Source organism: Flavobacteriales bacterium, from assembly GCA_016704485.1.
Classification (GTDB): Bacteria; Bacteroidota; Bacteroidia; order Flavobacteriales_F; family PHOS-HE28; genus PHOS-HE28.
Genome location: JADJAA010000002.1, coordinates 1,308,774 through 1,334,527 on the forward strand (window position 1 = coordinate 1,308,774; position 25,754 = coordinate 1,334,527).

Sequence of the window (25,754 nt, forward strand, 5' to 3'; positions counted from 1 at the left end):
ACCACGTCCTACATTACGCAACAATCTCTTGATCCAAGGATACCCATTTCCGGGTAATTTGGCCCTGAATATCCACTAAAGATCAAAGTTCCATTCCTCGCTCCGTACATTCGCTTGGACGATCTCATCCACACCCCCATTTCAATGAAAGACATCCTCTGTCCCACCGATCTATCCGAAACATCGTTGAAAGGAATTCAATATGCGGACATGCTAGCCGCCGGACTCAATTCCTCTGTCTCGCTTTTGCATGTAATGAACAAGGCAGAATCGCAGGGAGAGGCCCGTATCGCGGCAAAAGTCAAAATGGACGATCAGGTCTCACATGTAAAACAAGCACCGATCACATGTCATTTCCGCGACGGTGAATTCATGGAAGAGATAACACGCGAAAGCAGAACAGGACATGCCATGATGGTATGTGCTACACACGGATCCCGAGGACTTCGGCAATCACTGTTCGGAACGGACATACTGAAATTGGTCCGGCGCGTGGAGGTTCCTTCATTGGTGGTGCAGGCGCATAGCGGTACACCTACTTCGCTAGGGACCATAGTAATGCCGGTCGCTAGCCATAAAGAGATCGATCATTTATTGAATGCCGTATCGATGCTCGCTTCAGCCTTTGGCAGTGAGGTGCATATTTACCAATTGAACCGCCCCGGTGAGCAACCGAGTGAGGATCTGCTGGCAAACAAGAAGCATATGAGTGAATACCTGACGAAGGTCGGGATCCGGCATATGAACGTAGAAGATGATGAAACATCGTTCTCGATCGGTTTTGCTGTTCAAACGATCGCTTATGCGGATCGTATCGGGGCAGGTTGCATTGCGATCATGTCGATGGCATCTGATGAATACCGCTACATCGCGGATGCGGAAAAGGAGCGCATGTTGACCAACGAACCTGGAATTCCAGTTTTGTGCGCTAGGTGATCCTGAACACTTGAACTTCTTTGAACTTTAGGTATTCTTGAAAAAATTCGTCACTAATTTTCAATACTATTTGAAAATTCAGTTCTTTCATCCTAGATTTGTACCATTGAACGATGGAACTACACGAAGCAAAAGACAGATTCACCCAAGCGTGGGGCACTTTTGCAACGCATTGGGGCATCAATAGGAGCATGGCGCAAGTACATGCATTGTTGTTGATCAGCGCCGAGCCGTTGAGCACCGAGGATGTCATGGAACAGCTCAACATCAGCCGCGGCAACGCCAACATGAACCTACGCGCTTTGATCGACTGGCAATTGGTGGATAAAGTGTTGAAGAGCGGGGAACGCAGGGAATTTTTTCAAGCTGAAAAAGACGTGTGGAAGATTGCTACGCACATTACCCGTGAGCGCAAGAAAAGGGAGTTGGAACCCATGGTAAAACTGCTCAGCGAGCTGAAGAAGACAGAGGGAACTACCAAGGATGCCAAAGCCTTTCGTGAAATGACCACCGACCTACATGACCTAACAGGAACGATTGATGCGGTGTTGGAGAAAAGTACACGTAGGGATGTACAGTGGTTCTTGAAAGCGGCATCCACCCTCCTCCGGTGATGTTGCTATTTTTGATCATATGTTTCATAATTTATTGAAATTTCATTAACAAAATGACCAATGAACTTCAACCTGGTCAGCTACGCGATCTTCTTCCCCGCGATGGTGGCGATAACAGTTGTAGTTGCACAGGTTTGCCACAAACATGGTCGCGTATGGATGTTGCGGATCTTCGACAATGAAACTGAATTCGTAGATGCGGTGAACAACGTGCTATTGGTAGGCTGTTACATCGTGAACTTCGGATATGTAGCGCTCGTGTTAAGCGCTTGGGAGACCATCAACAGTGCGCAAGAAATGATAAGTACGCTGGGCCAACACGTTGCCTTGATCCTCTATGGTCTAGCCGGCCTCCACTACACCAACATTACGACCCTCTTCATTTGGGCACATTCTAAGAAAAGCAAACATGCCGATCATGAGCGGCGAAGCTTACATAACGCAGCGATCATGAGCGCTGCTGACACGAAATAACCAAGACAATGGAAAATAAGTTCATCCTCGCGTACATGGTCTACCTGACCATAACAATGGGCCTAACGCTTTATGTGGCGCGCACCCTGTTCCGCAATGCACGAGTATTCATGCTCGATATTTTCAATGGCAAAGAAGACATTGCGCACAGCACCAATAAACTGTTCGAGGTCGGGTTCTATCTGCTTAACATCGGCTTCGCGATGAAGATCTTGAAGATCGACCATTACTACCGCGATGTGGCTTTTGGTTATCAGGCAATGGTCGAGGTACTCGCCAGCAAGATCGGCGGGTTCAGCATCTATCTTGGGATCATGCTGTTCTTCAACCTATTCCTGTTCTTTCGGGGCCGGAGAAAAAGCAGAGAACATCGTCCGTTGCCACCTGCAATTCCCCATGTTGAAACTCCAAAACGCTAACCCATGAAAAGCAAGAGGAAGATCATCCTTGCAGGTGGTACAGGCACCATGGGCAAGATCCTGCAACAGCATTTTGCTGAACTAGGCTACGACGTGGTCGTGCTGTCGCGAAGCCCGAAGACGAAAAGTGCAACGGGGATACGCCACATGCATTGGGATGCAAGCTCAATTGGCCCCTGGGCAAAGGAACTGGAATCCGCCAAAGCCGTTATCAATTTGGCCGGCCGCAGTGTGGACTGCAGGTATACAGCAAAGAACAAAGCCTTGATCCTGAACAGTCGTGTTAATGCCACCCGCGTATTAGGCGATGCCATAGCCGCATGTACGACCCCGCCCGAAACGTGGATCAACTTGAGCAGCGCCACCGTGTACCGACATGCTGAAGACCGACCACAAGATGAATTCACCGGCGAATTGGGTACGGATTTCAGTCCGGGAATTGTAAAGGCCTGGGAGAAGGAATTCTTCTGTCATACACTAAAAGGCGTGCGCCAAGTCGCGGTGCGCAGTGCGATCGTATTGAGCAACCAAGGCGGAGCGTGGCCCATGTACGTAGGCATAACAAAAGCGGGGTTGGGCGGGGCGCATGGTAGCGGGAACCAATTCGTGAGCTGGATACATGAAGAAGATGTGAAGCATTTTTTCAACTGGATCATAGACACGCCTACTGTGGAAGGCATCATCGATCTTGCATCACCGAACCCTTTGCCACAACGTGCATTCATGGAGCAGATCCGCCAGCATACAAAGCCCATCTTCCATATCAATGCACCGGTTTGGATGTTAACTATCGGTGCCTTCTTTATGGGCACGGAAACCGAGTTGATCCTGAAAAGTCGACAAGTAATTCCGACCAAAGCACTACAACTTGGTTACATCTTCAAGCACGCGCATATCGGTGGCGCAATGACCCAATTGTTCACTGAACAGCTATCAAAATGACCACCATCTTACACCTCCTACACTGCGATGGATGCACGGACAAACTGCATTACCAGCGCAATATTTCCGCGCTTGCACTAGCAAAAGCCTTTGCAGACCTGTTCATTATCTCATTGGTCCCGGATCTTGGCATACAGCATGTGATCAAGAGCTGGGTCAACCCCTTTGCATTGATCGGACCATGGCTTGCCAATGCACTACCCCTCGCCCTCTGCCTAAGCACATTCGCCTTCTTCGCCGGTTTTGTTTGGAACAGTGCACACCGTGCTCGGGATATTGGCTGGGTACACTGGAGCGGGTTGATCGCTGTTATCCCATTCATGAATGTGTTGTTTACCGTTGTACTTTTTGTACGGCCAAGCAAAAAGCACTCGGTTTGGGATCTGGTATGAAACGAGGGGAACGCCTGATTCCTTGAAGCTTGGCTGCCATTTCCTAGGAACGATCAATACAGCCTAAATTGCGGGCCAGACCAGTACAAGGACCAGTAAAACCGATGCCTAAGAATTCCTTCCGTTCATGGTCGTTCCTGATCTCACTGTTATACGCAACATGCGGAACCAACGCCCAGAACGCCAGCTACAACATCCTAAAAGGCGGCGATGTGATCGGGAATATTCAAGCAACGCGTAAGGTGTCAGGAGATCGCACTTATTACAGCATGATCTCCAATTCCGAGTTCAGCATTCTCTGGAAGAATACCGTGCAAAGCACCACTATCACGGAGTATCATAGGAAGACGATCACCAGTTGCGGAGCACATATGCGGATCAATGGAGAAATGCGCGACAGCAGCCGTATGACGCTAGTAGGAGCCGAGGCACATTGCTATGTACACCCCAGGAACCATTTCATACACAACGGCACTGTTGAATGGACCACCGCCCGGATGTATTACGAGGAACCCATTGGACAGCCCATGATCTTTGTTGAAAGTGTGATGGGATACTGTCCTATGGAGACCACTGGAAAGGGAACCTATAAACTCACATTACCGGAAGGCAAAGTGAACCATTACACCTATGTTGGTGGCATTCTTCAGGAGGTGTTGGTGATCAGATCCCTATTCGATCTGGTTTTTCGTAGGGTATGATAACTCCACTACACGGCAGTTCATGTCTGAGCGATCATTCTCAGCACACCGCTCCTAACGCTCCCCCGCCGTTCGTGTAACCACGGGAAACGCTACGGGCACATCCGGTAATTTCGTACCCGTTCCACTAGCACTATGATCAAGCTCACCGGCATTCGGAAGTCCTACCAGATGGGTAGCAATACCTTGGAGGTTCTCAAAGGCATTGACCTGACAATAAAAAAGGGGGAATTGGTAAGTATCATGGGCAGTTCAGGTTCCGGCAAAAGCACCTTGCTGAACATCATCGGGATCCTGGACAACTTGGACAGTGGCACCTATTTGCTGGACGGAATGCCCATTGTGGATCTTACAGAGACCAGAGCCGCACAGATCCGAAGTCAATATATCGGCTTCGTATTCCAGAGCTTCAATCTTATTGCATTCAAGAACGCTTGGGAGAATGTTGCCTTGCCCCTCTATTACCAGAAAGTGAGCAGAAAGATCAGGCAGGAAAAAGCATATGATATGCTCGAAAAGGTGGGGCTGCGTGATTGGGCTGGGCACATGCCGAATGAGCTTAGTGGTGGTCAAAAACAGCGTGTTGCAATTGCACGTGCGTTGATCAGCGATCCAAAGCTCATCTTAGCGGATGAGCCCACTGGAGCGTTGGATAGCACCACTAGTTCGGATGTTATGGCCCAACTGATCCGCGTGAATAAGGAACTGGGCATTACCGTTGTGATCGTTACCCACGAGCGAGAGATCGCTAATATGACGGATCGCTTGATCTATTTAAAGGACGGTTTGATCGAAAGCCACAACGCGTTGATCCAATAAGACATGTTCGACCGGGATAAATGGCAAGAGATCTTCGACACGATGAGCAAGAACAAATTGCGCACCGTGTTGACCGGTTTCAGTGTATTCTGGGGTATAGCGGTATTGGTCCTGCTCCTTGGACTGGCTGCCGGACTCGGCAATGGCTTTTCTTACAACTTCCGGAATACGGCGATGAACTCCATCAGTATATGGGGCGGTGAAACGAGCAAGATCTACAAAGGTCTACCACCGAACCGGGAAATACAGTTGGACATGGGCGATATCCGTGCGCTGAAGAACATAGTGCCCGGAGTGATCGATGTAAGCGGTGAATTCCGACTATGGCGTGGACGAAGCCAACTGAATTATGGTAAGAACTATGGCAACTTTACCATTAAGGGAATACAACCCAATTACCAAGCGTTGGAACGTCAGGTGGTTACCAGCGGGCGTTTCATCAATGAAGTGGACCAGAACGAAACACGCAAAGTGATCGTCATGGCACAAGATGCCGTTGAAGCGTTATTCAAGAAAGAAGATCCGATCCACAAATGGGTACAAGTAAATGGCATACCCTTCGAAGTGGTGGGGATCTACAAGTTTGAAAGTGAAGGTCGAGGAGGCAACAACCAAAGCAGTTCAGTTTTCATTCCACTTAGTGCAGCCCAAAAAGTGTTCCATGCGGATGACAAGGTGGATCGTATCGTTTTCAGTTTTGCGGATGCTTCGGAATTGGGATCCAAACAAGCAGAAAGCCGTGCGATCGCGGTTCTCTCTGGTCGGCACCAATTCGACCCGAAGGACGATCGCGCTCTATATATAGACAACAACGTGGAGAACCTGTCCATGTTCAACGAGATCTTCGGCGGTATAAACTGGTTCACGATCTTCATTGGTCTGGGCACCATCATCGCCGGTATCGTTGGTGTAAGCAACATCATGCTGATCGTTGTAAAAGACCGTACACGTGAGATCGGTATCCGAAAAGCATTGGGTGCTACGCCCATGAACGTGATCTCCCAAGTGATCATGGAAGCCATATTCGTAACGGGTGTATTCGGGTTCTTCGGTCTGTTCTTCGGCTTTATGCTGATCGAAGGCCTAGCGACAGCTATTCCCGGAAGTGAGATGTTCCGGGATCCCGAGGTAAAGCTCAGTGTAGCTGTTGGAGCATTACTACTGTTAGTACTTGCTGGGGCCATAGCAGGTTGGATCCCTGCACGCATTGCAGCAAACGTTCGGCCTATTGAGGCCTTAAGAGACGAGTGATGTTCGATAGCGACCGTTGGAATGAAATATGGAACACCATCAGCCGGAATAAGCTGAGGAGTGCGCTTACCATGTTCGGCGTGTCCTGGGGGATCTTCATGCTCATGGTGATGTTGGGCATGGGCAAAGCGTTGGAGAGGGGTGTACAAAAAGGATTCGATGGGTGGGCCACCAACAGCATGTTCCTATGGACGCAATCCACTAGTATGCCCTATGCAGGATTCAAGCGCGGTCGCCGATTCAACTTCAACAACAGCGATATAGAAGCGATCAAAGCCAATATCCCAAAAGCCGATATAGTTGCACCCCGCCTGCAGCTTGGTGGCTGGCAGGGTGCCAATAACGTAACCTACGAAGGCCGCACAGGAGCGTTCAACATATACGGTGATGTTCCGGAGATCATACAGATCCAAGCGGTTGAAATGCCCCGTGGCAGATTCATCAATAGCAAGGACAATCACGAGAACAGGAAGGTGTGCGTAGTTGGTCCGGAAGTGGTCAAGGTATTGTTCGAAGGTGATGATCCTGTTGGGCATTTCATTAAGATACAAGGCGTGTATTTTCAAGTGATCGGCGAATACAAACCCAAAGCGAGCGGCGACATGGGTGAGAACAAGGATGCCAATATCCATATCCCCTTCCTCACTTTCCAGAAAGCCTTCAACAGCATGGATGAAGTGCATTGGTTCAGCATAACCGGTAAGCCGGGTGTGGAGGTCTCTGAGATCGATAAAGAAGCAAAAGCACTGATGGCAAAACGCCACAAAGTGGACCCGAACGACGTGCTGGCCTTCGGAAGTTGGAACATGCAGGAGACCTTTGGCATGATGAACATGTTATTCGTTGCCATAGCATTCATAAGTTGGCTGGTCGGTACACTAACATTGGTAGCCGGTGTGATCGGTATAAGCAACATCATGCTCGTGAATGTGAAGGAGCGCACCAAGGAGATAGGTATCCGCAGAAGTATTGGGGCCAGCCCTGCGAATATTCGCACGCAGATCATTCTGGAAGCAGTATCACTCACCTTTTTCGCTGGCGTGCTTGGTATGATGGCCGGCACGTTGGTTTTGGAGGGCGTTGTTCTTCTGGATATCCAAAGCGATTTTTTCTCACCACCTGGTGCTAACATTACCGTTGCAGCAGTGGCTTTATTGATCTTGATCGTATGCGGACTTTTCGCTGGGCTTGTGCCTGCGCAACGCGCACTACAGATCAAAGCCGTGGATGCCCTAAGAACAGATAAGTAAGAAGTTGACACATGAAACGAAAGATCTTTTTGATATTCCTCGCACTATCGTTCATCGGCATGATGGGCTGGTTGATCAGTAAGGAAATGACACCACCGGAAGTGTATGAGATCGTGAAGCCGGAGAAACGCACGATCCAGAAAAAAACCGTAGCCAATGGCAGTGTTGTTCCACGGTTCGAGATCATGATAAAACCCACCGTAAGCGGTATCATTACGGAATTAATGGTAGAAGCTGGGGATGTTGTGAAGAAAGGCGATGTGCTGGCCAAGATCCAGATCGTACCGGACATGATCTCGCTCAGCTCATCCGAAAGTCGCGTGCGGCAAGCCCGGATCAGCGTTGAGAATGCGCAGCTAAATTTCGATCGCAACAAACCGTTGTTCGACAAAGGCGTTATCGCACAAGCAGAAATGGACCAGTTCCGTCTGGCACTGAACAATGCGCAGGAAGATCAACGTGGCGCGGAAGACAATCTGAGCGTGGTGCGTGAAGGCATTAGCAAAAGCAGTGGCAGCAGCAGCAACACATTGGTGCGAAGTACCATTGATGGAATGGTATTGGATGTGCCCGTGGAAAAAGGCAACAGTGTGATCGAACGGAACAACTTCAACGAAGGCACCACGATCGCATCGGTAGCTGATATGAAGGACTTGATATTCGAGGGCAATCTGGATGAAAGTGAAGTAGGCAAGGTGCGTTTGGGTATGCCGATCGTGTTGACCATTGGTGCGATCGATGATGCGAAGTGGGATGCCGAGGTGGAATACATCGCCCCGAAAGGAGTGGAAGAAGAAGGCGCGATCCAATTCAAGATCAAAGCCGCTGTGAAACTGCATGAAGGCCAAACGCTGCGAGCAGGATATAGTGCCAATGCCGATATCGTGCTTCAAGAGCGCGACAGCGTGCTGAGCATTCCAGAGTCGGTGATCGACTTCAACGAGGAAGGCGACAGTGCATTCGTAGAAGTTAAAGCAGGCGAAGGCTGGAGCCGTACCTATGTAAAGACAGGCTTAAGTGACGGCATCCACATTGAAGTACTTGATGGTGTAACGGACAGCACCGAATTGAAAGGGGCGGTGATCATGAAAGAGGAAGAGAAGGAGAAGAAAGATGGGCATTGATCTTTATCTTTTTGTATTCCGGCATCTTGGCTCAGCCCGAAGACCTACATTGCAATAGGACTTCGAGCGGAGTCGAGAAGCCCTAGTGCCCGAAGACCTACATTGCAATAGGTCGCCGAGCGGAGTCGAAAAGCCCTAGTGCCCGAAGACCTACATTGCAATAGGTCGCCGAGCGGAGTCGAGGTGCCCTATTGCGCCCTTGGCAACCTATTCGACATGGATCACGTCTCTTTCCCGACCCCTGAACATAATGTCCATACTCAAAGCCACTTTTGCCTCCTGCATCCTTTCAATTCTTTCATTACACCAAGCGGTTGCACAATTCGTTGTGCCTGATGCAGCTTTGGTAACGAAACTCCAATTCTTCGTGCCTGCCGCCATGAACGGCAACGTGTTGGATACCACCCATGCGGATGTACTGAACCTAGCTGTTCTACCGATCTGCTGCGCGGGCATTACGGACCTTAGCGGTGTGGAATACTTCACGGGCCTTGTTGAGCTAAGGGCCAACAACAACGCCATAACGACGTTGAACGAGTTACCACCGAATTTGGAGATATTGAACTTACGCATCAATAACCTCACCAGCCTACCCACCTTGCCGAACACTTTGGAAGACCTGGACTGCTCGGTGAACGTAATTACCGGCCTCCCCGATCTACCCCAAAGCTTGATCGAACTTGATTGTACTTCCAACCAGATCAACAGTCTACCTGCATTGCCTTCTACGCTTGACGCTTTGTATTGTGGTATCAATCCATTGTTCCAACTGCCTACACTTCCCCCCGCACTTCGCCGCTTAGGATGTGTTGCTACATCACTCACCGCATTGCCTACACTTCCTCCGATGATTTGGACAATAGATTGCTCAGGTAATCAGTTATCCGTATTTCCTGCGATCCCAGCTTCATTGCAATACCTCAGCTGCTCGCAGAACAACCTTTCGGTACTTCCCACGTTGCCCACTGGCATGGAATCTTTGGATTGTAGATCGAACCCTTCGTTGGTACTCCCATCACTCCCACCGGCACTTAATGTTTTCTGGTGTGATGCGATCAACATCAACACGCTGCCTCCGCTTCCCAACACGATCATAAGTCTATCCTGTGGCGACCTCAACCTCACTGCGTTGCCAACATTACCTGATTCATTGCAATATTTCAACTGCGCGAATAACCAACTCACCACACTCCCAACTCTACCAAATAGCCTGGATCGTTTCCATTGTGATAATAATGCACTTGGTTCTTTACCAGCACTGCCAAGTAGTTTAACATGGTTTACCTGTTCCAACAATACATTGGCCTGCTTACCCACGTTGCCCAACGGATTGGCTAACCTAAATACCACAGGCAACAACTTGAACTGCCTACCGAACATTCCACTAGCGTATGATCCTGTGTTGAGTGAGCTTGGTTTTCCGCTCGTGGTCTGTGATGTGGTTACCGGTCCGTGCGCTATTCTGCAGGAAGCAATAACAGGCACGGTCTTTAATGATGAGAATGGTAACGGCTCATTGGATGCTGGCGAAGCACCTTTTTTGAACGCCACAGTAGAAGCCACTCCGGGAAACTACCTGACCGCACCGGACGCGAATGGCAACTACGTATTGCCTATGGATGTGGGCACCTTCACGCTGGATGGCCAGGATGTTCTTTATCACACACGCACAACTGCCGCTACCACCATAACCCTTGCAGCCTTGCAGATCGACTCGTTGAACGATATCGGCTACCAAGCCATACCGGGCGTACATGATCTGGTCGTTCAATTTCACACCGCACAGGCGCGACCTGGTTTTAGCAACAACCTTTACTTGAACGTTAAGAACATCGGAACCGAGTCCACCACGGCAGACGTTACCCTAACATTCGATGCCGACCAGAATTGGGGTACAAGCACCGTAGCCCCAGCTACACTCAACGCTACGGATGCAAGTTGGTCCTTAATGATGATGCCCGGCGATGAGTGGGATGCCATTGTAACGCTCAACACTCCTGTAGGAACAGCATTGGGAACTCCTTTGGATCACCTGTTCAGCGCGCTGCCTGCTGCTGCGGATACAACACCAGCGGACAATTCCGTTGCTTTTGCCGGAATGGTCGTAGGTTCATTTGACCCGAATGATAAGACCGCATCACCTGCTACGTTAACGCCGGAACAAGTTCAGAACGGCGCATACATCGAGTACACCATACGCTTCCAGAATACCGGTAACTACCCCGCCGAGCGTGTAGTGATCACCGATACGTTGAGCAGTGACCTCCAATGGCACACCATGGAATACGTGAGCGGATCGCACACCAATACATGGTACATGAATGAAGGGCTATTGGTCTTTGTTTTTGATCCGATCTTCCTACCGGATAGCGTGTCCGATGAACCTAATAGCCATGGCTTCGTAACGTTCAAAGTAAAACCGGAAAGCAACTTACAGGATGGAGCTCAGATCGAGAACATCGCAAACATCTACTTCGATTTCAACGAGCCAGTGATCACAGAACCTTGCGTTTTCTCTGTGGATGTAAATACGGGAATAGCAACTACGGAAACGGATGGCTTCAGCATCTACCCGAATCCGGCAAGCCAAGAAGTGAATGTGTTCCTTGATGAACCGAACGCAATGTTCACGCTACATGCGTTGGATGGAAGGTTGCTACAAAGCGAAGGTATTTCCAGCGACCGCACCACGTTGGATATCAGTGGACTTGTAGCGGGCATGTATCTGATCAACATTACGAAGATGAATGGCGAACGGGTAGCACATCGTTTCGTGAAGAATTAGTGGGCTGGTTCAGTAGTGGGAACGCTCGACTCCGATCGAAAACCTCTGTAGTTGTAGATGATCGAATAGCGGGATCGTATTAGATTGCGATCTAAGTCAAAATCACCATTCTCCCATGGAAACGTTGAAACAGTTAGCGACAGTGCTACTTGTCTCCCTCGCATTCGGCAGTTATGCGCAGATCGATTCTCTGACCACCGAATTGCGACGGGCGAAGCAGGACACGAACAAGGTCAAAATCCTGAACCTGCTAAGCGAGAAAGCGGGCTGGCGAGTAGGAAAGCACGACACCGCTATCATACTTGCAAATGAAGCCAGCACATTGGCCAAAAGGTTGGGATTTGAGCAAGGAATTGCGCAAGCGCATAGCCATATAGGCTTGGCCTACATGCAGCTTGGATCGCTGGATAGCGCCATGGCTGAACACGAGGCTGCGTTGCGTATTCGGCAACGATTGGACGATAAAGCTGGCATTGCTAATTCCTATGGGAACATAGGTCACGTTCACAAGAATCGAGGTGAACTTGAAGAGTCGATCCGGTATTATCTGCTTGCAGTGGCAATGGATAAGGCGGCAGGAAAGATGAGTTCGATGGCCAACTGGTACAATCATATGGGTGCAGTTCAGTTAACCCTAGGAGATTTCCCGAAGGCCATGGAAACTAACTTGATGGCACTGCGGATCCAGGAAACTGAAGGTGATAGCTCCGGTATGACCTATTCGTACAACAACATCGCGATCATCCATCTTAAGCAGAAAGCCTACGCGGAAGCGTTGGTCAACTGTAATAAGGCGTTGGGCATACTCGTGCAGACCGGCAACAAGCGGGGAATGGCGAATACCCGGATCAAGCTCGGGAATATCCACAAAGCAATGGGTGAAATAGATGCGGCTTTTGAAAACTATACAGCGGCTTTACTGCTCTACGAGGAAGCTGGCGACCAGAAGCAGATCGCCGCATGTCATGGGAATATCGGGACCTTATACAAAGAAAAAGGCGACCTCGAACAGTCGCTGAAAAGCCAGCTATTCGCATTGGAGATCTTCAAAAACATCGGAGATCAGAATGGTGAGATGATCAGCTATGCCAATATCGGAGGTGTCTACATGGACATGGGCGATGCGGCAGCGGCCGTGAAATGGTATCATATTGGCCTGAACATGGCCGAACAATTAGGCAGCGATCATTCGGCAATGGAATTGTGCAAAGGATTGATGGATGGTTATGTGGCCATGGGTGATCATCGCTCAGCCCTGGCGAGCTACCAGCAACACATCGCTTATCGTGATAGCTTGTACAATGAAGAGAACACAAAGAAGCTCACGAAGCTGGAAATGCAATATTCATTTGACAAGAAGGAAGCAGCAACGTTGGCCGAGCAGGAGAAGAAGGATGAGTTGGCGTTGCAGGAGCTCAAACGCCAGAAACTATTGCGCAATGGATCCCTCGGCGGCTTTGCTTTAGTAGGTCTGTTCGCCGGCATATTCTTCAAACAGCGCAACCGTATCGGAAGGGAAAAGAAACGTAGTGAGGAGCTACTGCTCAACATCCTTCCGGAAGAGGTGGCTGAAGAATTGAAAGTAAAAGGGGAAGCGGAAGCGCGGCAGATCGAGCAGGTGACGGTACTTTTCACGGACTTCAAAGGCTTCACGGCGATTAGCGAGGCAATGAGCCCGAAGGACTTAGTGCGTGATCTCCACGAATGCTTCAGCGAATTCGATCGGATATGTGAGCGGCACGGGCTGGAGAAGATCAAGACCATCGGCGACGCTTACATGGCTGCAGGTGGTCTGCCAACTCCGAACGCCACCCATGCAAAAGATGTGATCGGAGCAACCTTGGAGATGCGCGACTTCATCGCAGATGGTAAGGCGCGGAAGGTAGCGCTCGGCACTGCATTCTTTGAGATCAGGATAGGTGTCCATACTGGGCCGGTAGTGGCGGGCATCGTAGGGGTGAAAAAATTCCAATACGACATTTGGGGTGACACCGTGAACACGGCTTCGCGCATGGAGAGCAGCGGAGAAGTGGGACACGTAAATATCAGTGAGGCGACGTATACGTTGTTGAAAAGCGAGCCGGATCTTACTTTCACGGAACGTGGAAAAGTGCAAGCAAAGGGCAAGGGTGACATGATGATGTACTTCGTTGAACGGCGTGTTCCAGAAGCATGATCTTCAGAGCCATTCAACAAGATACACTGTCGTTGAATAATAGAATTGTGCTTATGTAGTTCTTAAAGAACGCTGTTCGAGCTTCAAACCGCACGATCAACAATAGTTCCGGATATTAGCGGCATGAAACTTCGAGTTATTTCTCTATGCGCTATTTTATTGGGCGCTGGAACCTATGCCCAGAACAACACCCCCGATCTCAGCACCTTGGATGCATACATTGCCGATGCTATACAGAAATTCGATCAACCTGGCCTAGCCGTTGGAATTGTGAAGGATGGTGCGCTCCTCTATAGCAATGGCTTTGGAAAATTGGATCTCGCAAAACCAGAACCGGTTGATGCAAATAGCATCTTCTTCATTGCAAGCATGAGCAAAGCATTCACGGCATGCGCTGTGGGGTTGCTTGTTGACGATGGCAAAGTAGATTGGAACGATCCCGTAGTGAAACACCTTCCATGGTTCAGTACGCCGGATGCATATGTTACCGAACACATGATGGTGAAGGACCTGCTTTGCCACCGGAGCGGTTGGGGCACCTTCGATGGTGACCTGTTGTGGTACGGCACTGATCTGAGCCAGCGTGAGATCTTGGATAGGCACAGCAAGGAACCGTTCTCGTTCGCGTTCCGCGATGAGTTCGGCTACAGCAACCTCATGTTCATCGCTGCAGCGCAACTGATCGAATCCGTATGTGGAAAGACCTGGGACCAGTTCGTTACGGAGCGCATCCTGCAACCGTTGGACATGAAACGCACCACCGTGGAAACCTCCGACCTCAGCAAATTCGACAACGTAGCCCTACCTCACGTCCGCAAAGGACAGGACTCTACCGCTCCACAAAAAAGCATGCCCTACCAGGCGCTGCAAGGTGCTGATGGTGCGTGTGGCATCAACAGCTGCATAACGGATCTTGCACGCTGGGATGCCATGTGGGCCAACGAAGGAAAGCATAACGGCGCGCCATTCTTGAGCGAAGAAACCTTCAACATGATCACGTCAACGCAATTAGCCATGGGTGGCCGCCGCGATGGTGCTGCCTTGGGTTGGTTCGTGGAATATCAGGACAATGAAAAAGTGATCACCCACAGTGGCGGTATGCCCGGTTTCATACTGAACCATGCTGTAGTTCCGGATAAGGATCTCGCGGTGATCTGTTTAGGCAATGGCGAGAGCTACTCCGTATTTGCAATAACCGCGAAGATCTTGAACATGTATTTAGGTGATGGAACTGCCGATCCGGTGGCGGCTATGATCCCACGCTTGGCAATCCGCAACGAACGTGAAGTAAAACGCGTTGCCGACCGCCTCACCGCCCGCGTAAAAGGCACGAAACCCACTGTAAGCAACAACAAATTGGCGGGGACTTATACCGATAAGGTCTACGGTAGCGTAGCCATCACGGAGGTCGCAGGAAATGCTGTACTCACCTTCCCGCACGCCAAAGAACTTTTCACTGGCACCTTGGAACACTGGCACTATGACACCTACCGTTGGAACCACGCAGACCCGTTCCTAGAGCCAGGTTACATCATCTTTAACTTCGACGCCGATCACAACGTGAAAGGCTTCAAGATCGATCTGAACAGCCCGGATTTCCACTTCTATAAGTTGGATCTGTTAAGGGAGTGAGTAAGGTTAGTTCGAGCATAGATCTTCGGCAATTCGCACTTACGTTGATCATCGGACGACCAACAAACCGAAAATGCCCACCCGCACGCAGCTTATCCTTTTCTTCCTGATCAACACCTTCCTATGCGCATGGCATTTGGATCATGCTCGCAATGACAACAGTGTTTCACGTGCAGCGACCGTTGCGGCATTGGTCGGTGAAGGAACAGTGTACATTGATGCATATGCAGAAGGGCTTGGCGATAAGGCAGTGATCAATGGCCATGCGTATTCGGATAAAGCTCCCCTACCCGCTTTTCTTGTTGCGCCGGTTTATGCGGTTCTTGTGCAAACCGGGTTACTGCACGTAAGGGAAGGAAACTTATTGAATGGCGGTCTTTTACGTCTTGGCGGATTGCTTTGTGCCAGCATCCCATTAGCACTTATCATGACGTTACTGTGGTTGCGCGTGGTACGCAGCAAAGAGCGAAAATTGCCTGCTTTCCTACTTGCCGCATTGCCGATCTACGGGTCGTTCCTATTCGTTTACAGTGGTACGTTCTACAGCCATGTTCTGGGCGCAATGTTCGTCCTGCTCGGCTACCATTCACTAAAAGCACAACGTGGGTTTGAAGCTGGTCTTTTCTGTGGAGCAGCAGTGCTAACGGAATACACTCTGGCAATATTCCCGGTATTCTGGGTGGTGCAAAGTTTATTGTTGAAGCAAGAAAGGACCGCACTCGGAATGATCAAAGGCGGCCTATTGCCAGCAGCACTTCTGCTCGGATACAATACGCTCACCACGGGATCACCGATCGACTTTGCCTACCGCCATGTGCCGGAATACGCGTTCATGCAAGAGGGCATGGGCTTGGGCCTACCATCCATCAAGGCACTGTGGGGGCTTACGTTCAGCCCTTATCGCGGTCTGTTCATTTATGCTCCTGCGGTGTTGATCGTAGTCGTCCACTGGCTAAGGACCGAAAACGCTAGAATATTCTTAAAAGACCCGGTCCTGCCTGTGGTGTTGATCCATTTTTTAGTGATCGCGGGGTACACCATGTGGTGGGGCGGCTGGGCGTATGGCCCGCGACATTTAGCTGCCAGCGCCGTTTTGTTGTGCTATGTCGGCGTCCCCAAGATCGCACTTAGTACTAAGTGGTCGTATATGTTGGTCATAGCGAGTACCATTGGGTTCATTCTTGCGTTAGCCGCCAAAAGCACATTGTGGTACGATCTGCCAACGGACATAACTTCACCCCTTACAAGTCTTATAATGCCAAATTTGATGAACGGTGACTTCAGTGATCGCTATTGGATCATTGACACACTAACGATCTCCAAGAAAACGGCAACAGTGTTATATATCCCATTGTTCATCTTGGGCTGTTATGGCATGTATGCAATGGAACGGAATAATACACAACACACATCAGGATCACGCTGAATGCACCTCTTCCATTGTCTTGATCTTGAAGGTGAACTGATCACGCTACCAGAAGAAGAAGCGCACCACGCCGCCAACGTCTTGCGGTTGGTGGTTGGCAGCAAGGTTGGTCTGCTGAATGGCCAAGGGCTTTCGGTACAAGCAACACTTGTGGATGTATCTAAAAAGCGCGTAGTGGCTGAAGCGATCACACGCGAACTGCATCCTCCGGAACGCCAAGCAACCATCCATTTGGCCGTTGCACCCACCAAACAGATAGACCGGTATGAATGGTTCGTGGAGAAAGCAGTGGAGATCGGTGTTGATCGTATAACGCCACTGATAACGAACCACAGCGAACGCACCAAACTGAGGCTTGATCGCTTGAAACGCGTTGCGGTTTCGGCCATGAAACAAAGCCAGCGCACATGGCTACCGCAGATCGACGAACCCATGAAATTGGAAGCGTTGCTGAAGGAACAACTCCCTGCCCAACGGTACTTCGGTTGGTGCGAAGGTGAGCACCGTTCACTAATGAACAGCTACGACCCTATTGAAGATGTTCTACTTTTGATCGGTCCAGAAGGTGATTTCTCTACCGAGGAAGCAAACACATTACGCGCGCAGGAATTCGGCGCCATCAGCGTAGGTACAGCACGTCTGCGCACCGAGACCGCAGCATTAAGCGCAGTAACGTGGATGAGCTTGGCGCAGCAGCGGTAACTTTGCACCAATGACCATCGGCACGTTTTTCCAATTTTTACGCAACAACATGCTGGCCCTTCGACCAAGCAGGCGCTCGATCCTAAATTCTTCATTCTTCATTCTGCATTTTACATTCCTGCTCCCGCAGGCCTTCTCACAGGGCAGCTATCAACTCGCAGTATTGAAATACAACGGCGGTGGCGACTGGTACGGCAACCCCACGAGCCTTCCCAACTTGGTAAAGTATTGCAACCAACAACTTGGCATGAGCATGAATACGGATGTTCCGGTAGTGGAGGTCGGCAGTCCGGATCTGTTCACCTACCCGCTCGTACATATGACAGGCCATGGAAACGTAGTGTTCAGTCCACAGGAAAGCGAGAACCTGCGCACATATTTGATCGGTGGAGGCTTCCTGCACATCAGTGACAACTACGGTATGGATGAATTCATTCGCCCCATGATGAAGCGTGTTTTCCCCGAGCTGGAAATGTTGGAACTTCCCTTCTCGCACGCGATCTACCATCAGAAATTCAACTTCAGCCAAGGACTACCGAAGATCCACGAGCATGACAATAAACCACCACGCGGCTATGGCCTGTTCTGGGAAGGGCGCTTGGTCTGCTTCTATGATGTTGAGTGTGATCTCGGTGATGGATGGGAAGATCCTGACGTACACGGAGACAGCGAAGCAACGCGTACTAAAGCGCTTCAGATGGGCGCCAACATTGTGAGCTTTGCATTTAGCGGGCAGGATAATTGAATTGTGATCAGACGATCAGAAAATTAGAGGATCAGACGATCAGATGTTCTACCACCTATGCTGTCGACGAAAGAGGAACGCGGATCTTGACCAGAAGATCCAGTTCCAGCTGCGCTAGATCAAACAAAACCGGTGTCATCCGATCATTCTTTATTATGATCATCTGCGTCATCTGCGTTCCTCTTTGATCCAATTCACCATCGATCAACGATATACCACAATTGCGCTATTGTGAAAACTTGACGGATCATAGTGCTTTGTGCCATTCAAAAAAGAGATGATCACCATGAGTACCACAATTGACCTGAAGAGCCGTTATGCCGAACTGAAAGCTTCACAGCCGCACACCTACTTGCGCAACGCAGCTGCTGAATTAGGCGTTAGCGAAGTGGAGTTATTGTGTCTACAGCTCGGTGAAGGTGTAACGCGCTTAACGGACGATCCAAAGGTGATCTTGAAGGATGTTCCTCAGTTAGGTCGCGTAATGGCACTGACCCGCAACAACGACGTTGTTCACGAACGCAAAGGCAGTTACAAGAACCCAACACTGGAAGGTCATGTGGGCCTTTTTGTTGGGGCCGATATCGATCTGCGCATTTTCTGGTCGCATTGGGCAAGTGCTTTTGCTGTTGAGGAGCAAGGACCAAATGGTTTGCGACATAGCCTACAGTTCTACGATCCAAAAGGAACTGCAGTACACAAGATCTATCTCTTGGAAGAAAGCAACGTTACTGCGTACCTAGCTCTGGTAGCACAGCATAATGCTACGGACCAAAATGCACCATCGGTTATACTTACTGCTCCTACACCACGCCCAGAAATGCCTGATGCCGCAGTGGATGTAGCGGGCCTAAAGCAAGGTTGGTTGGCGTTGAAGGATACACATGACTTCTACATGTTATTGCGCGATTTCCGCGTTAGTCGTACCCAAGCATTGCGGTTAGCTCCTGAAGGAAACTATGCTGTACCTGTAAAACCGTCCGTTTTGCGCGCTATGCTAACTGCTGCCGCAGCGCAACAAGTACCCATCATGATCTTTGTTGGCAACCCAGGCATGATCCAGATCCACTCCGGAGTTGTCACGAACATTGTGGATGCCCGCGGTTGGCTCAATGTGCTGGATCCAGAATTGAATGTTCACATTCGCGAAGAAGCAATACGTTCGGCATGGATCGTACGTAAGCCCACTACCGACGGCATGGTCACTGCTCTGGAATGTTATGATGCGGCAGGTGAACAGATCATACAGCTCTTCGGTGCGCGCAAACCCGGCATTCCTGAATTGGAGACCTGGCGCAACCTGGTGGCTTCAGTAGAACAAGAACACCTTCTATGAGCACCATGGCACGTGAACGCACGAACTGGATCCGCAAATTGGGCTGGGCAGGACTCCTTTTCTTCTTGATCAAAGGTCTGGTATGGCTTGGTATCTTTTTCGGAATGGGGAAGGTTTTGGGGGCCTAGAAAGTAGAGATATGTCGAACAAATAAAGACTGTCTTGGCCAGTGGAAACGGAATTCCCCAGAGCTATCGGTTCTCAAACTCCCAGCCCTACTGAGGAAAAACTAATTATGGATCTGTTAAGGTGCAAAGGAATTATCTTAAAGATCTTGCTTAAATGACGATCATAAAGCATTTGTTCAATCATATGCGCCGTGCGGCGGACGTATCCGTGTACATCTGTGTTGATCTGTGGTGCCTTATTCTTGCAACGTGCGAGGTCCTGGTAACGGATCGTCCTGCGATTCCTACCCCAAACCGCTCAATAATCTAACAAACGTCATCTCCCACGAACCCGATCTTAACGCAATTTGCAAGGTGAAGACCAAGGAGCTGACAAAAGTCACGTGCTACCACTGCGGGGATCCGTGTGTGGATGAACACCGCGTACACGACGGGAAAGACTTCTGCTGCAACGGCTGTATGGTGGTCTACGACCTGCTGAACGAAGCAGGCTTATGCGACTATTACGCCCTGGAAGAAAAGCCGGGCGTAAAACAACGCAGCGCTATCGACGAGCAACGCACGGAGCTGTTCGAGCTACCGGAAGTGCGTGAGCGCATTGTGGAATTCAGCGAGGAAGGCATTACACGCGCACGCTTCCATGTTCCACAAATGCATTGCAGCTCATGTATCTGGCTGCTGGAGAATTTGAACCGCATAGAGCCGAACGTTCTACGATCGCGGGTTTCGTTCACCAACAAGGAACTCACGATCACCTTCCGCGAAACAAATTTTCCGTTACCAAAGCTGGTGGCATTATTGCGCCGGATCGGCTATGGTCCGCAGTTAACGGCAAGCTCAGGTACCGACAAGCAGGCACTGGTTCCGCGAATGTTGTACATCCGGTTGGGTGTAGCGGGATTCATTTTCGGCAACACCATGTTGCTCAGCTTTCCGGAATATTTGGGTGCCGATACGGAAGCGGGTCTGAAGAGCGGATTCCAATGGCTGATCGTCCTGTTCTCTTTCCCGGTCGTCTTCTTCCTGAGTACCGATTTTTTCCGCAGTGCTTGGGCGGGCATCCGCACCAAACAAGTGAATATTGACCAGCCGATCGCACTCGGTATTGTAGCGCTATGGTCGCGCAGTTTGTGGGAAGTCATCGCGAGTGTTGGTCCAGGTTATTTCGATTCGTTGGCCGGTCTATTGTTCTTTCTGCTCATTGGCCGATGGTATCAAGCATACACGTACAAAGCGTTACGGTTCGATCGCGCATTGGAGGATTTCCTTCCCTTGCTCGTATTACGCAAAACCGCTACAGGAGAGGTGGCAGTGCGCGTTGCGGATCTTATTCCCGGTGATCGCATCATGATCCGTGATCAGGAACTTGTACCAGTGGATGCCATCCTTTGCGAGGGAACCGGGCATATCGACAACAGCTTCATTACGGGCGAGCCACAACCCTCGCGGAAACAATTTGGAGATACCATCAAAGCCGGCGGAAGGCAGCGCGGAGCCGCGATCGAGCTAGAGGTTCTGCGCACTTTTAACGACAGTCGATTAAAAAAACTCTGGGAGGAACAAAGCAGTTTGCAGGACCGGCCTGCTATGCCGAAACTGATAGACACGGTTGCGCGACGGTTCACCATCGGCGTTCTGCTGGTTGCTGTCGGTGCAGGACTATTCTGGTGGGGCAAGGATCCAGCGCAAGTGTGGTTGGTGGTAACTGCGGTGTTGATCGTTGCGTGCCCTTGTGCCTTGGCCTTGAGCATGCCGTTCGCTTATGGCCATACCATTCGCCTCATGGGCAAACGTGGACTCTTCCTACGCGACATTGAAGTGGTGGAACGCATGGCTCACGCCGATACGGTTGTGTTCGATAAAACGGGTACGTTGACAGCACGGGAAGCACACGAGGTCGTATGGGTAAATGATGCATTGGTAGTGGCCTTGGTGCTATCTGATGATGAAAAGGCACTCGTGAAGTCATTAGCGCGGAACAGTACGCATCCCTTGAGTGCTGTGTTATTCAAAGAGATCAAAGGCGAGATCGTAGATGTGATCGACGTGGAAGAGCATGTGGGACAAGGCATTGCGGGCAACGTGAACGGGATCCCTGTTCGGATCGGATCAGCGGCCTTCTGTGGTGGAAAAGAACTACCGCGTGGCAATGGTGATGCGCACGTACACATCACCTTAGGGGGTGTGCATCGCGGGTATTATGTGATCCGTAAACGTGCGCGCTCAGGCATTGTGAACGCTGTACATGAACTACGTAAGACCATGCGTGTGGCATTGCTCACAGGAGATGCTTCGGTGGATGCGGAACTCACCCATGCATTTGCAAATGCAACGGTGGTCACGAGTTGCACACCTGTGGATAAAGGGCAAGCGATCATCGCGGAGCAACAGAACGGACACCGCGTAGTCATGGTCGGCGATGGCTTGAACGATGCAGGTGCACTGGCGCAAAGCGATGTGGGCATTACGGTAACCGAGACCACCGCCGCACTCACCCCGGCCAGTGATGCGATCATGGATGCGAATGCGTTGGAACAGCTGCCGCACTTCTTGCTAATGGCACGCAGAGCGCGGCGCATTGTCATTGCCAGTTTGATCATTTCATTGTGCTACAACATCACCGGTGTAGCGTTTGCGATCAGTGGGCAGCTAACGCCCTTATTCGCGGCCATTCTAATGCCACTAAGCTCCGTAACGGTGGTAGCGTTCGTTAGTGTGGCTGTTTGGTTGGGCGCACGACGGTAAAGTGTACGGGGTTGAAGGCTCGGCAACCGCAACAAGGGTCTACCACTCCCGTGCAGGCCTAATACTACTTTTTGGGGCCAGTATCTCCCGCACAATAGCTCACCCACTTCTTGAATTGCTCCGGAGTTAGAATATGTTCAACTTCGGAAAGTATCGTACTTCCATCGGCGTTCGAAATGGAGTTAGGTTCTTTCTTGGCAGCAGCCACGCTGCATTCTTCTGCACATGCCTCCTGAACAAATTTCATGCGTTTCTGCTGGTCGTAGGTCAGTTTCAGTTCGTTCCATACATCATCCGTTGTACCCAGCAAACAGCTTTGCAACAATTCCTTGGAAGGCGCTTGGTCGGATACTTGTGCTAAGGAGGTAAAGCTGAATGCAGATACTGCAAGAAAAAGCAATAAGGACTTCAGCATGGTATTCTGAATTAGGAACATTCAAACCTGAACACAAAATACGGACCATAGCCCAGAAGACCTGAGAATTCGGCCAATAGTTATGCACATATTCCAAGTTAGCCATGCTAGCGGCCCACGAAAGAAAACTGACGATCACCCATACAAATCATTCAACGATGTTGTACCTTCAGCCTATGCGCAACCAACTGCTCATTCTTGCAGTGGTGCTCGGCATACCGGGACCACTGCTTGCTCAGGACAGAGAGTATCTGTCGGATCCCGATCCAACCTGTATCCTGTCTACTGACAAGGAAACATGGATGTCCTTGGGCCTCACCACGGAACAGCTCCACACGGTAGAAGGTCTACAGACCGCTTGCGAGACGGATTGTACGGTCTACAAGAAGTCCACGAACAAGGAAGTTGCCTTACCATCCACCATTAAGGAATATCAGGAAAAGGTCCTTAAAGTGATCGGTGAAGAGAAATACGTCCAGTGGTTAAAGTGGTGCGCGAACAGGCCTGTCAAGGGCTGACTTCACTGCTGTGATCTGTTCGTCAACTACTCCACGACCACACGGATCGGGGATAGAAACTGTCGATTCGTTGAACTCAACTGCATGGACTATGGTCCAGCGAGCCAAGCTCGGCGGTCGTTCTGTTCATAACGATCCAAAAGAGTTAAGGCGAAAGGCACAACAAGAACGAGAAGCCGCATTGCGACCTCTCGTTCCTCAATTACGGTTGACTATCACTTCTTCTCTTCCTTCTTTGCTTTCGGTGCAGGTGGTGTGGTACCAAGCTGATGGTAAACCGAAAGTCTATCGTAATACATATACGACTTGGTGATCTTTCCGCTCTCTACACGAGCATCGTAAAAGAATGGTACGGTATACGATTTTCCGGTAGCGTTATCCTTCGCGGAATAGTCACCCCAGAAGTGTACCCAATCTCCGGCGTACTCATCACCCGCAGCAACACTTACACACTCAGCGAACACCTTTCTGAGCTTCTGGTCCGAGCGTGTTGAATCGTTCTTGGCCCACATCTCAATTATGCCCTCAACATCCGATGAATCCGACGGTGTGAATGTATTGTTCGCATAGAACCCAGGGGCGCACGCAGCGCGAATTGCGGCAGCATCAGCTTTCAGCAAACCATTCAAGTAACTCTCCACGACTGCGATATTAGCATCGGCCGCAGCGGGTATGGAGGAAAGTGGATGTACGAAATGCTCCTCGACCGGAGGGCATGGCGGTGGCGTTGAACAGGCCAATAGTAAAAGGCTTGGCAAAGCGAGAGCGAAAACGATCTTTTCGAACTTCATGGAGAAAAGGAATTTGAGGTTAGTAAAAGGAGAACTGCGCAAAAATGCACATTCTACAGGTTATGATACCCCGTATAATTGCCAGTTCTATGGGTTGAAGCCTTGTGATCCTAAGGTCCTATTCCAATTTTAACTGGTTCGGGTTTCGCCCTCAAATACCGCGCTGGGAAACAGCACCTACACTTAAGAACGGGTATCCATGTCGGTCACAACTGGTGTGTTCTCCTTTCTAGTTTGCCACATGTGCAGGACAAGCAGGATAACGGAAACCGGTAGGAGGAGCGATACGGCCAACAACAGCTCATAATAATCTGGGATCAAGCCCCACCCCATCCAGAACATCGTGCCTTGAACAAAGAGCAATGCTTCAGACAGCAAGAATCCTGAAATGAAAAGAATAATGGCCAATGACACGATCCGCTTTTTTTCGATGAACCAACCTTTCATCAATGCATGAGTGAAGAGCAATGCGCTAACGGCACCCAACGTATTGAGGTGGATGAACCCGATCACGTAATTCCGCAAAGTGAGTGCCATATTGGCGACCATAGGAATACTAACGGCTGCTTGTGCAGCTATGCGTGCAGCCATGGAGATGAGCATTATTCCGATCAATGCCCGCATCCAAGGCGTGGTCTTTACGTACGCTCGCAACCGTGCGCGGCCCATGGCTTGCAGGGTTCGCCAGGCGGCCCAGAACTGGATCAATACACCAGCGGAATTCACGGCAAGGACAATAGCGTTCCGTTCGCTCCAAGCGATCACCAGAGCAAAGGTCAGGAAAATGCTGATCACCCAAAGCGTGACCGTATTGTTATCGATACGGACATTCACACCGTGCAGTTCCGCCCATCTGGAACCGATCGCCATGGCCGCGAACCAGAACCAACCATTGAACTGGAAATGCAGGAACCACTGCACACTCCAATAGTACCATTCCGTTCCGGCAAGGTTACTGGTCATTATCGGCCCCATGGCCCACACTCCGATCGTACTGCATATCTGAAGAAGGAATGCAAGCCGCACCAACCGCCTACTCCCCTCTTTGGGCCAGGATGCAGTGTGCCTCCAAACAATTGCGATAAGCACATAACCCGCCAAGATCTGCAAGCCGGAAAATGCAATTGAGGCAGCGCCGTACCCTTGCAGCGGGAAAGCGATCAGCATACCTAGAACAGTGGCCTGGGAGATCAGTATCCACCATAGAAAAGAGCGTGGTGCTTTGCGATCGTCCTGCCCCAATATAGTGACCAACAAAGCCGGGAACACCCAGCCCAACATGGCCACGTGCGAGTGTGCGTGCATCCATGGCTTGAACAAAAGCCATGGCATATCCACAACAAAGATCAACCGAAGAAAAAATCCGATCGTTGCGGCAATGGCAAAGAATAATAGAGCGCTAAAAAAGGCACGTTGCATGGGACTGCGAGGTT

General features: G+C 50.2%; 23 protein-coding genes. 20 read left to right on the plus strand and 3 right to left on the minus strand.

The window, feature by feature from the left end; all coding sequences use genetic code 11:
* The first annotated feature begins 144 nt into the window (after positions 1-144).
* From IPF95_16750 to IPF95_16840, 19 genes are all read left to right on the plus strand, one after another.
* Positions 145-936, plus strand: coding sequence for a universal stress protein (locus IPF95_16750; GenBank protein MBK6476335.1), 792 nt, complete (start codon positions 145-147; stop codon positions 934-936).
* A gap of 113 nt (positions 937-1,049) precedes the next feature.
* A complete protein-coding gene (locus IPF95_16755; GenBank protein ID MBK6476336.1) occupies positions 1,050-1,550 on the plus strand; it encodes a transcriptional regulator in 501 nt (166 codons plus the stop codon).
* A gap of 60 nt (positions 1,551-1,610) precedes the next feature.
* Positions 1,611-2,024 carry a hypothetical protein gene (locus IPF95_16760; protein ID MBK6476337.1) on the plus strand — a complete coding sequence of 138 codons (414 nt, stop codon included), beginning with the start codon at positions 1,611-1,613 and terminating at the stop codon, positions 2,022-2,024.
* An 8-nt stretch (positions 2,025-2,032) separates the two neighbouring features.
* Complete coding sequence (locus tag IPF95_16765) at positions 2,033-2,443, plus strand: hypothetical protein (protein ID MBK6476338.1); 411 nt, start codon at positions 2,033-2,035, stop codon at positions 2,441-2,443.
* A gap of 3 nt (positions 2,444-2,446) precedes the next feature.
* Positions 2,447-3,385 (plus strand): TIGR01777 family protein, encoded by a 939-nt coding sequence (locus tag IPF95_16770; protein ID MBK6476339.1) that lies wholly within the window; start codon positions 2,447-2,449, stop codon positions 3,383-3,385.
* Positions 3,382-3,777 (plus strand): hypothetical protein, encoded by a 396-nt coding sequence (locus tag IPF95_16775; protein ID MBK6476340.1) that lies wholly within the window; start codon positions 3,382-3,384, stop codon positions 3,775-3,777. The genes IPF95_16770 and IPF95_16775 overlap by 4 nt, the downstream gene beginning before the upstream one ends.
* Positions 3,778-3,881: 104 nt before the next feature.
* Entirely contained in the window at positions 3,882-4,478 is a 597-nt protein-coding gene (locus IPF95_16780) for a hypothetical protein (GenBank protein ID MBK6476341.1), read from the plus strand.
* Between the two features lie 135 nt (positions 4,479-4,613).
* A complete protein-coding gene (locus tag IPF95_16785) occupies positions 4,614-5,297 on the plus strand; it encodes an ABC transporter ATP-binding protein (protein ID MBK6476342.1) in 684 nt (227 codons plus the stop codon).
* 3 nt (positions 5,298-5,300) lie between these two features.
* On the plus strand, positions 5,301-6,548 hold the full coding sequence (locus IPF95_16790) for an ABC transporter permease (protein MBK6476343.1): 1,248 nt from the start codon (positions 5,301-5,303) through the stop codon (positions 6,546-6,548).
* Entirely contained in the window at positions 6,548-7,798 is a 1,251-nt protein-coding gene (locus IPF95_16795) for an ABC transporter permease (protein MBK6476344.1), read from the plus strand. The genes IPF95_16790 and IPF95_16795 overlap by 1 nt, the downstream gene beginning before the upstream one ends.
* Before the next feature lie 11 nt (positions 7,799-7,809).
* Positions 7,810-8,922: an efflux RND transporter periplasmic adaptor subunit gene (locus IPF95_16800; protein MBK6476345.1), complete on the plus strand. Its 1,113-nt coding sequence runs from the start codon at positions 7,810-7,812 to the stop codon at positions 8,920-8,922.
* 250 nt (positions 8,923-9,172) lie between these two features.
* The gene (locus IPF95_16805; protein ID MBK6476346.1) at positions 9,173-11,707 is read left to right on the plus strand and encodes a T9SS type A sorting domain-containing protein; all 2,535 of its coding nucleotides are present in this window, start codon (positions 9,173-9,175) and stop codon (positions 11,705-11,707) included.
* A 115-nt stretch (positions 11,708-11,822) separates the two neighbouring features.
* Positions 11,823-13,883, plus strand: a complete 2,061-nt coding sequence (locus tag IPF95_16810) for a tetratricopeptide repeat protein (protein ID MBK6476347.1) — start codon at positions 11,823-11,825, stop codon at positions 13,881-13,883.
* A 123-nt stretch (positions 13,884-14,006) separates the two neighbouring features.
* The gene (locus IPF95_16815; GenBank protein MBK6476348.1) at positions 14,007-15,515 is read left to right on the plus strand and encodes a serine hydrolase; all 1,509 of its coding nucleotides are present in this window, start codon (positions 14,007-14,009) and stop codon (positions 15,513-15,515) included.
* Positions 15,516-15,588: 73 nt separating this feature from the next.
* Positions 15,589-16,941, plus strand: a complete 1,353-nt coding sequence (locus IPF95_16820; GenBank protein MBK6476349.1) for a hypothetical protein — start codon at positions 15,589-15,591, stop codon at positions 16,939-16,941.
* The gene (locus tag IPF95_16825; protein ID MBK6476350.1) at positions 16,942-17,643 is read left to right on the plus strand and encodes a 16S rRNA (uracil(1498)-N(3))-methyltransferase; all 702 of its coding nucleotides are present in this window, start codon (positions 16,942-16,944) and stop codon (positions 17,641-17,643) included.
* A 49-nt stretch (positions 17,644-17,692) separates the two neighbouring features.
* A complete protein-coding gene (locus IPF95_16830) occupies positions 17,693-18,388 on the plus strand; it encodes a DUF4159 domain-containing protein (protein MBK6476351.1) in 696 nt (231 codons plus the stop codon).
* Between the two features lie 286 nt (positions 18,389-18,674).
* Complete coding sequence (locus IPF95_16835) at positions 18,675-19,724, plus strand: hemin-degrading factor (GenBank protein ID MBK6476352.1); 1,050 nt, start codon at positions 18,675-18,677, stop codon at positions 19,722-19,724.
* A 482-nt stretch (positions 19,725-20,206) separates the two neighbouring features.
* Positions 20,207-22,597, plus strand: coding sequence for a heavy metal translocating P-type ATPase (locus IPF95_16840; protein ID MBK6476353.1), 2,391 nt, complete (start codon positions 20,207-20,209; stop codon positions 22,595-22,597).
* A gap of 64 nt (positions 22,598-22,661) precedes the next feature.
* Here the strand turns inward: IPF95_16840 and IPF95_16845 are convergent, their stop codons facing one another.
* Positions 22,662-23,012, minus strand: a complete 351-nt coding sequence (locus tag IPF95_16845; GenBank protein ID MBK6476354.1) for a hypothetical protein — start codon at positions 23,010-23,012, stop codon at positions 22,662-22,664.
* A gap of 176 nt (positions 23,013-23,188) precedes the next feature.
* On the opposite strand from IPF95_16845, the gene IPF95_16850 reads away from it, so the two are divergent.
* Positions 23,189-23,530, plus strand: a complete 342-nt coding sequence (locus tag IPF95_16850; GenBank protein ID MBK6476355.1) for a hypothetical protein — start codon at positions 23,189-23,191, stop codon at positions 23,528-23,530.
* A 215-nt stretch (positions 23,531-23,745) separates the two neighbouring features.
* Here IPF95_16850 and IPF95_16855 read toward each other — a convergent pair whose 3' ends face one another.
* Positions 23,746-24,321 (minus strand): nuclear transport factor 2 family protein, encoded by a 576-nt coding sequence (locus IPF95_16855; protein MBK6476356.1) that lies wholly within the window; start codon positions 24,319-24,321, stop codon positions 23,746-23,748.
* Between the two features lie 183 nt (positions 24,322-24,504).
* Positions 24,505-25,740: a hypothetical protein gene (locus IPF95_16860; GenBank protein ID MBK6476357.1), complete on the minus strand. Its 1,236-nt coding sequence runs from the start codon at positions 25,738-25,740 to the stop codon at positions 24,505-24,507.
* Between the last annotated feature and the right edge of the window lie 14 nt (positions 25,741-25,754).

Coding starts and splice junctions, on each gene's coding strand:
- IPF95_16835 (MBK6476352.1), top strand. CDS start 18,675: ATGAGTACCACAATTGACCTGAAGAGCCGTTATGCCGAACTGAAAGCT.
- IPF95_16750 (MBK6476335.1), top strand. CDS start 145: ATGAAAGACATCCTCTGTCCCACCGATCTATCCGAAACATCGTTGAAA.
- IPF95_16850 (MBK6476355.1), top strand. CDS start 23,189: ATGCGCAACCAACTGCTCATTCTTGCAGTGGTGCTCGGCATACCGGGA.
- IPF95_16830 (MBK6476351.1), top strand. CDS start 17,693: ATGCTGGCCCTTCGACCAAGCAGGCGCTCGATCCTAAATTCTTCATTC.
- IPF95_16765 (MBK6476338.1), top strand. CDS start 2,033: ATGGAAAATAAGTTCATCCTCGCGTACATGGTCTACCTGACCATAACA.
- IPF95_16795 (MBK6476344.1), top strand. CDS start 6,548: ATGTTCGATAGCGACCGTTGGAATGAAATATGGAACACCATCAGCCGG.
- IPF95_16820 (MBK6476349.1), top strand. CDS start 15,589: ATGCCCACCCGCACGCAGCTTATCCTTTTCTTCCTGATCAACACCTTC.
- IPF95_16780 (MBK6476341.1), top strand. CDS start 3,882: ATGCCTAAGAATTCCTTCCGTTCATGGTCGTTCCTGATCTCACTGTTA.
- IPF95_16825 (MBK6476350.1), top strand. CDS start 16,942: ATGCACCTCTTCCATTGTCTTGATCTTGAAGGTGAACTGATCACGCTA.
- IPF95_16775 (MBK6476340.1), top strand. CDS start 3,382: ATGACCACCATCTTACACCTCCTACACTGCGATGGATGCACGGACAAA.
- IPF95_16760 (MBK6476337.1), top strand. CDS start 1,611: ATGAACTTCAACCTGGTCAGCTACGCGATCTTCTTCCCCGCGATGGTG.
- IPF95_16860 (MBK6476357.1), bottom strand. CDS start 25,740: ATGCAACGTGCCTTTTTTAGCGCTCTATTATTCTTTGCCATTGCCGCA.
- IPF95_16785 (MBK6476342.1), top strand. CDS start 4,614: ATGATCAAGCTCACCGGCATTCGGAAGTCCTACCAGATGGGTAGCAAT.
- IPF95_16755 (MBK6476336.1), top strand. CDS start 1,050: ATGGAACTACACGAAGCAAAAGACAGATTCACCCAAGCGTGGGGCACT.
- IPF95_16855 (MBK6476356.1), bottom strand. CDS start 24,321: ATGAAGTTCGAAAAGATCGTTTTCGCTCTCGCTTTGCCAAGCCTTTTA.
- IPF95_16815 (MBK6476348.1), top strand. CDS start 14,007: ATGAAACTTCGAGTTATTTCTCTATGCGCTATTTTATTGGGCGCTGGA.
- IPF95_16810 (MBK6476347.1), top strand. CDS start 11,823: ATGGAAACGTTGAAACAGTTAGCGACAGTGCTACTTGTCTCCCTCGCA.
- IPF95_16805 (MBK6476346.1), top strand. CDS start 9,173: ATGTCCATACTCAAAGCCACTTTTGCCTCCTGCATCCTTTCAATTCTT.
- IPF95_16770 (MBK6476339.1), top strand. CDS start 2,447: ATGAAAAGCAAGAGGAAGATCATCCTTGCAGGTGGTACAGGCACCATG.
- IPF95_16845 (MBK6476354.1), bottom strand. CDS start 23,012: ATGCTGAAGTCCTTATTGCTTTTTCTTGCAGTATCTGCATTCAGCTTT.
- IPF95_16800 (MBK6476345.1), top strand. CDS start 7,810: ATGAAACGAAAGATCTTTTTGATATTCCTCGCACTATCGTTCATCGGC.
- IPF95_16790 (MBK6476343.1), top strand. CDS start 5,301: ATGTTCGACCGGGATAAATGGCAAGAGATCTTCGACACGATGAGCAAG.